This is a genomic window from Mycobacterium sp., from assembly GCF_036488105.1.
Taxonomy (GTDB): Bacteria; Actinomycetota; Actinomycetes; order Mycobacteriales; family Mycobacteriaceae; genus Mycobacterium.
In genome coordinates this window covers 1-4,947 of sequence record NZ_DASXHW010000321.1, presented here as the reverse complement: position 1 = coordinate 4,947, position 4,947 = coordinate 1, and the positions used below count along the sequence as shown (strand labels likewise).

The window sequence follows — 4,947 nt, the reverse complement described above, 5'->3', positions numbered from 1 at the left end:
CTCATCCCGGTGTCACCCTGCCAACCGGCCTGCAACGCGGCCTGCTCGCTGGAGATATCGGCGCCCAAGCTCTGCAGCGTGCCGGCATAGCCGGCCATGTCGGCCGCGTGTGCCAGCATCGCCGGGTAGTTGTACATGATCTGCGACATCACAAATCCCTTTCCTCAAGCCGTAATCGGGTCAGAAGCCGGGGTAGCTGCTCGCCGCAGCACTGTCAGCGGCCACATAGGTGCCCGCGGCATCCCCAAGGTTGGCCTGCGCGATATCCAGCAGCGAATTCACCTTTGCCGCCGCCGCCACAAACCGGGCATGCGCAGCCTGAAACGCCGCCGCACCATCACCGGCGAAAAACGCCTGCGACGACATCGCTTCCTGCTCGGCCTGACCAATCGTCGAGCGCATCAACCCCGCCTTGGCGCCAAACGCCGACTGCGACGCCACCAACTGCGGAATATGAGCATCCAACAAACTCATGGAAGTACCTTTCTCATCGATTGCGATTGATGTGCTCCAGCTTTGACGCCTGAACTTGCGCTACAGCCCTGACCAGCGGCTTGACCAATTGCATAGTAGTCGATCCACCGCCGAGCCATCGGAGCCGAAAACACCCCGATGTCAACGCGTTCCACGCCACCCCGTTTAATGTGCCCGCCGAACTAGCTTTGCACAGATGCTAGATGAAAAAGATTATCATTACCATGATAAGCCGTCTACCGTAATATTTAGCTTCGGCAAGGTTGGTCGACATCAGTGGCGTCGTCTCGACCTGTCGTCGCCCAGCCGATCCCCAGTCAACACCGCGCGGGGACTCGAGTCGCGCGGACCGATCGACAGACCTGTCGTATCCTCATCGACAATGGTTATCGTTTTCGGTTTATCTGCTTCGCGGCTTCGTGAATTGCGCTTAGCCACCAGCCTGATTCTTGGGTTCGTACCGGGCCTCGCGGGGTGCACCGACACCGATTCTTCGACTCATACCGGCGTATCTGCGGCCGGGCTGTGCCCGGTCGCGCCGGTCAACGTGGTGGTCAGCGTGGATCAGTGGGGCGACATCGTCGGGACACTCGGCGGAAACTGCGCGAAGGTGAAAACCGTTCTGGTGAGCTCATCGGTTGACCCGCACGACTACGAGCCCTCGCCGGCGGACGCGTCCTACTTCTCCGGCTCGCAACTCGTTGTGGTGAATGGGGCGGATTACGATCCGTGGGCCTCGAAACTGGCGGCGACCACGGTGCCCAAAGTTCCTTTGATCAGTGCCGCCGCTGTCACCGAGACCCCGGACGGCGCCAACCCACACTTGTGGTACAGCCCGTCGGCGGTCACCGCCGTCGCCGACGTGGTGACTTCGGAGCTGACTCGGTTATCTCCTTCGGCTGCAGGCTATTTCGCCACCCAGCGAACAACATTCACCACCGACCTCAAGCCCTATAACGCTCTGATCGCCAAGATCAAAGCAGCTTCATCGGGCAAGTCGTATGCCGCCACCGAGGGCATCTTCAGCTACATGGCTAACGCCCTGGGCCTTATCGACAAGACACCGGCGGGCTATCGGCGGGCCGTGGCGAACCAGACGGATCCGTCTCCAGGTGATCTCAACGCCTTCCGCACGGAGCTGCGAAACCGTCAGATCGATGTGCTCGTCTTGAATCCACAGACCGAGGGGCCACTGCCGGATCAGATCCGAACGGCTGCGCAAGAGTCCGGTGTGCCGGTAGTCGATGCTAGCGAGACGGTGGCAGCCCGGGACAAATCGTTCCAGAGTTGGCAAATAGACCAACTCACGGCACTGGCCAGGGCGCTCAATGTCCCTGCGTAGCAACGTGGTCGATAGCGCGGCCCTGGTCTTCGAGGATGTCAGCGTGGTGCGGGACGGACGGCTGATCTGGTCACAGGGAACTTTCGAGGTGCCGCCGGGCGGCATCGTCGCGGTCATCGGCGCTAACGGAGCCGGCAAAACGACCCTGGTTGAAGTGATCTTGGGACTCGTGCGGGTTGCCGCCGGCAATGTCCGAGTATTCGGAAAGCGTCCGGGTGGGGAAAACAATTCCATCGGCTACGTTCCACAGAACTACGTCTCGCGCTCTGATGAGGCGATCCGCGTCGTCGACGCGGTAATGCTTGGGCTGAACGGCGATCATTACGCACTCAGGCGCGTCACCGCCTCGCAACGCCGCCGCGTCGACGAGGCCTTACGGTCTGTTCAAATTGCCGAACTCGCCGGCAAGCGCCTCTCCCGACTCTCCGGCGGCCAACGTCAGCGGGTGGCGATCGCCGCGGCGCTCGTCGCACGGCCAAAGCTGCTGATCTTGGACGAGCCCCTGGCATCCCTGGACCTCGGTACTCAGCGCGAAATCGTGAGACTGCTCTGCGGCCTGCATGAAAACCTGGGCGTCACGATCCTCGTAGTCACACATGACCTGAATCCTTTCCTGAGCGTCCTCGATGGTGCGATCTATCTACTCGACGGACATCCGCACTACAACGCCATCGATGGCGTTGTCGAGGAAGAATTGCTCGGCGACATCTACGGCACGCCGATCGAAGTCGCCCACACTTCCCAAGGCGGGCTTTATATGCGGAGCGTTGTATGACAGTCCGGTGGCTTGCCATCGGGTACCAGGACAATTGGTGGCCCATATTGATTTCACCCTTCATGCGGGATGCCCTGCTGGGCGGCACGATCGTGGCTCTGGTCGCGGGTCTGCTCGGCTTTTTCATCGTGATCCGCAATGCCGCGTTTGCCGCGCACGCTGTGGCGCATATTGGTCTGCCGGGGGCGACAGGTGCGGTGTTGATTGGTCTGCCCGTCGGTTTGGGCCTCGGCGCCTTTTGCGTAGGCGGTGCACTCGTCATTGGCGCGCTCGGTAAAAGGGTCGGCGACCGCGACGTCGCGACCGGGACCGTCTTGGCGATGGCGATAGGCTTGGGACTCCTCTTCTCTTCTCTCGCAACCAAAAACGCCAGCACGATGACCAACGTTCTGTTCGGGAATCTCCTGGCCATCTCGCACGTCCAGCTGATAACGTTTGCCGGCTTGCTGATACTGCTCGGGCTCTGCGTGGGCTTCGTTTATCGCCCGTTATTGTTCGCGTCGGTCAACCCACTGGTCGCGCAGGCCAAAGGTGTTCCAGTGCAGTGGTTATCGATCATCTTCATGGCGCTGCTCGGGCTCGCGGTGACGATGGCGGTTCAAGTCGTCGGAACCTTGCTACTTTTTGCTCTTCTCGTGACGCCCGCCGCGACCGCCATCAGGCTGACAGCCAGGCCCTTGATCGCGATGTTCCTCTCGACGGCCATCAGCGTTGCCTCAGTCTGGGCAGGACTCGGGCTGTCGGCCATGTTCAACATGCCGCCGAGCTTTGTCATCGTGGCTATCGCCTGCATGGTCTGGTTCGTCGTGCAGCTGGCGAGTCACCCCATTCGGTTGCCCGTCAGGACATTTCACAACGGGCGTGCGCCACATTGAACAATGTACCGCCCCCGCCGAAATCGCGGAGCCTTGTGGCCAGCAACTCCCAAGCGGTGACCGGGTGACCCATTCGCACTCGCATTCCCATGCGCTGCCTGGTGGTCCAGCCCCGCTAGGCCCACTGGCCGCCAAGGCGGTCGTCGGATTGCTGGCCGTTGTAGGCATCGCCGTGATCGCCGGCACAGTGATCCTATGGCCTCACACGCAAAAGGTTGACATCCCGATGCCGTTCCAGAACGCGACGGGCGGCGCGGTCACCACCGAAGCCGGGCATGTGCTATCCAGCGAGATCGCTACCTGCGGAAGTCCATCGGCGGGCACCGTGCTTATCGCTCCCGCTGCGCCGGCGCCTGCGGGCGGCGGGCACTGCGCGCTAGACCTGATCGGCATCGACTCGGGTCCGAACAGCGGGGCGAACACCCTCCTGGAATTCAGCCCCGGACCGGGCCAGCCGCACCTTGCCGCCGGCGACCACGTCCGCCTCAGCCGCCAAGTTGGCCAGGGCGGCGTTACCAGCTACGCGTTCTACGACTTTGAGCGGACCTGGGCCCTGATCGCGCTGGCAGCCACCTTCGCTGTGATGATCGTCGCGGTCGCGCGCTGGCGCGGCCTGAGGGCGTTGTTGGGCATCGTCGCGGCATTTGTTGTGCTGGTGGTTTTCCTGCTGCCCGCCCTGCGCGACGGCGCGCCGGCCATCCCGGTGGCACTGATCGCGTCCGCAGCAATCTTGTATGCGGTCATCTACCTGGCGCACGGCGTAAGCCTGCAGACCAGTGCGGCGCTGCTGGGCACGCTGACCTCCCTGCTACTGGCGGCCGTATTCTCCTCGGGGGCAATCCAACTCGCGCACCTGACCGGACTGTCGGAAGACCAGAACGCTGAAGTGTCAGCCTACCTCGGACATGTGTCGATCACCGGGCTGCTGCTGGCCGGCTTCATCATTGGCTCCCTCGGCGTGCTGAACGACGTCACCGTCACCCAGGCGTCGACGGTGTTCGAACTGGCAAAGCTCAGCGACGGCACCTCTCGGCGGGTGATTTTCGGCGCAGCGATGCGGGTGGGGCGCGACCACATCGCCAGCACGGTGTACACGCTGGTGCTGGCCTACGCCGGCAGCGCGCTGCCATTGCTGCTGTTGTTCAGTGTCGCCAACCGCTCTCTGAGCGACGTGCTGACCAGCGAGAGCGTTGCCATCGAGATTGCCCGCTCCGCCGTCGGCGGCATCGCACTAGCCTTGTCGGTGCCGCTGACCACCGCTATCGCCGCAATACTGGCTACCCCGACGTCCCGGTATGGCACCGCCCACTCTTAGCGACTGGTCACAGTTTCGACGAGGAGGTCGTCAGGTTTGATCACGCCCGTCGCCGGAATCGCCAAGCGCCTCGGGGTCTGCACCCCAGGTGCCCGGCACCATCGGCATCGTCGGGCCGGCGCCGAACTCATCGCCGTGAAGCGTGGCCAACCCCGCCGCCTGCTCA

At 62.8% G+C, this 4,947-nt stretch carries 7 protein-coding genes; 4 read left to right on the top strand and 3 right to left on the bottom strand.

The features are described 5' to 3' along the window. Together VGH54_RS17090 and VGH54_RS17085 are read right to left on the bottom strand one after the other, a co-directional pair. On the bottom strand, positions 1-149 hold a 149-nt coding region (locus VGH54_RS17090; RefSeq protein WP_331513264.1), incomplete at its 3' end, for a WXG100 family type VII secretion target. Positions 150-180: 31 nt separating this feature from the next. Next, complete coding sequence (locus tag VGH54_RS17085; protein WP_331510652.1) at positions 181-474, bottom strand: WXG100 family type VII secretion target; 294 nt, start codon at positions 472-474, stop codon at positions 181-183. A gap of 550 nt (positions 475-1,024) precedes the next feature. Between VGH54_RS17085 and VGH54_RS17080 the strand changes: the two genes are divergently transcribed. From VGH54_RS17080 to VGH54_RS17065, 4 genes are all read left to right on the top strand, one after another. Next, positions 1,025-1,816 (top strand): metal ABC transporter solute-binding protein, Zn/Mn family, encoded by a 792-nt coding sequence (locus VGH54_RS17080; RefSeq protein ID WP_414688733.1) that lies wholly within the window; start codon positions 1,025-1,027, stop codon positions 1,814-1,816. Further along, positions 1,803-2,591 carry a metal ABC transporter ATP-binding protein gene (locus VGH54_RS17075; RefSeq protein WP_331513261.1) on the top strand — a complete coding sequence of 263 codons (789 nt, stop codon included), beginning with the start codon at positions 1,803-1,805 and terminating at the stop codon, positions 2,589-2,591. The genes VGH54_RS17080 and VGH54_RS17075 overlap by 14 nt, the downstream gene beginning before the upstream one ends. Continuing rightward, on the top strand, positions 2,588-3,466 hold the full coding sequence (locus VGH54_RS17070) for a metal ABC transporter permease (RefSeq protein ID WP_331513259.1): 879 nt from the start codon (positions 2,588-2,590) through the stop codon (positions 3,464-3,466). Before VGH54_RS17075 ends, VGH54_RS17070 begins: the two co-directional genes overlap by 4 nt. 64 nt (positions 3,467-3,530) lie before the next feature. After that, entirely contained in the window at positions 3,531-4,781 is a 1,251-nt protein-coding gene (locus VGH54_RS17065; protein WP_331513257.1) for a YibE/F family protein, read from the top strand. 30 nt (positions 4,782-4,811) lie between these two features. Here VGH54_RS17065 and VGH54_RS17060 read toward each other — a convergent pair whose 3' ends face one another. After that, positions 4,812-4,931, bottom strand: coding sequence for a hypothetical protein (locus tag VGH54_RS17060; protein ID WP_331513263.1), 120 nt, complete (start codon positions 4,929-4,931; stop codon positions 4,812-4,814). Positions 4,932-4,947: the final 16 nt, after the last annotated feature.

Excerpts from the sequence above, each read along its gene's own strand:
- VGH54_RS17085 (WP_331510652.1), bottom strand. The coding sequence starts at position 474 with ATGAGTTTGTTGGATGCTCATATTCCGCAGTTGGTGGCGTCGCAGTCG.
- VGH54_RS17075 (WP_331513261.1), top strand. The coding sequence starts at position 1,803 with ATGTCCCTGCGTAGCAACGTGGTCGATAGCGCGGCCCTGGTCTTCGAG.
- VGH54_RS17070 (WP_331513259.1), top strand. The coding sequence starts at position 2,588 with ATGACAGTCCGGTGGCTTGCCATCGGGTACCAGGACAATTGGTGGCCC.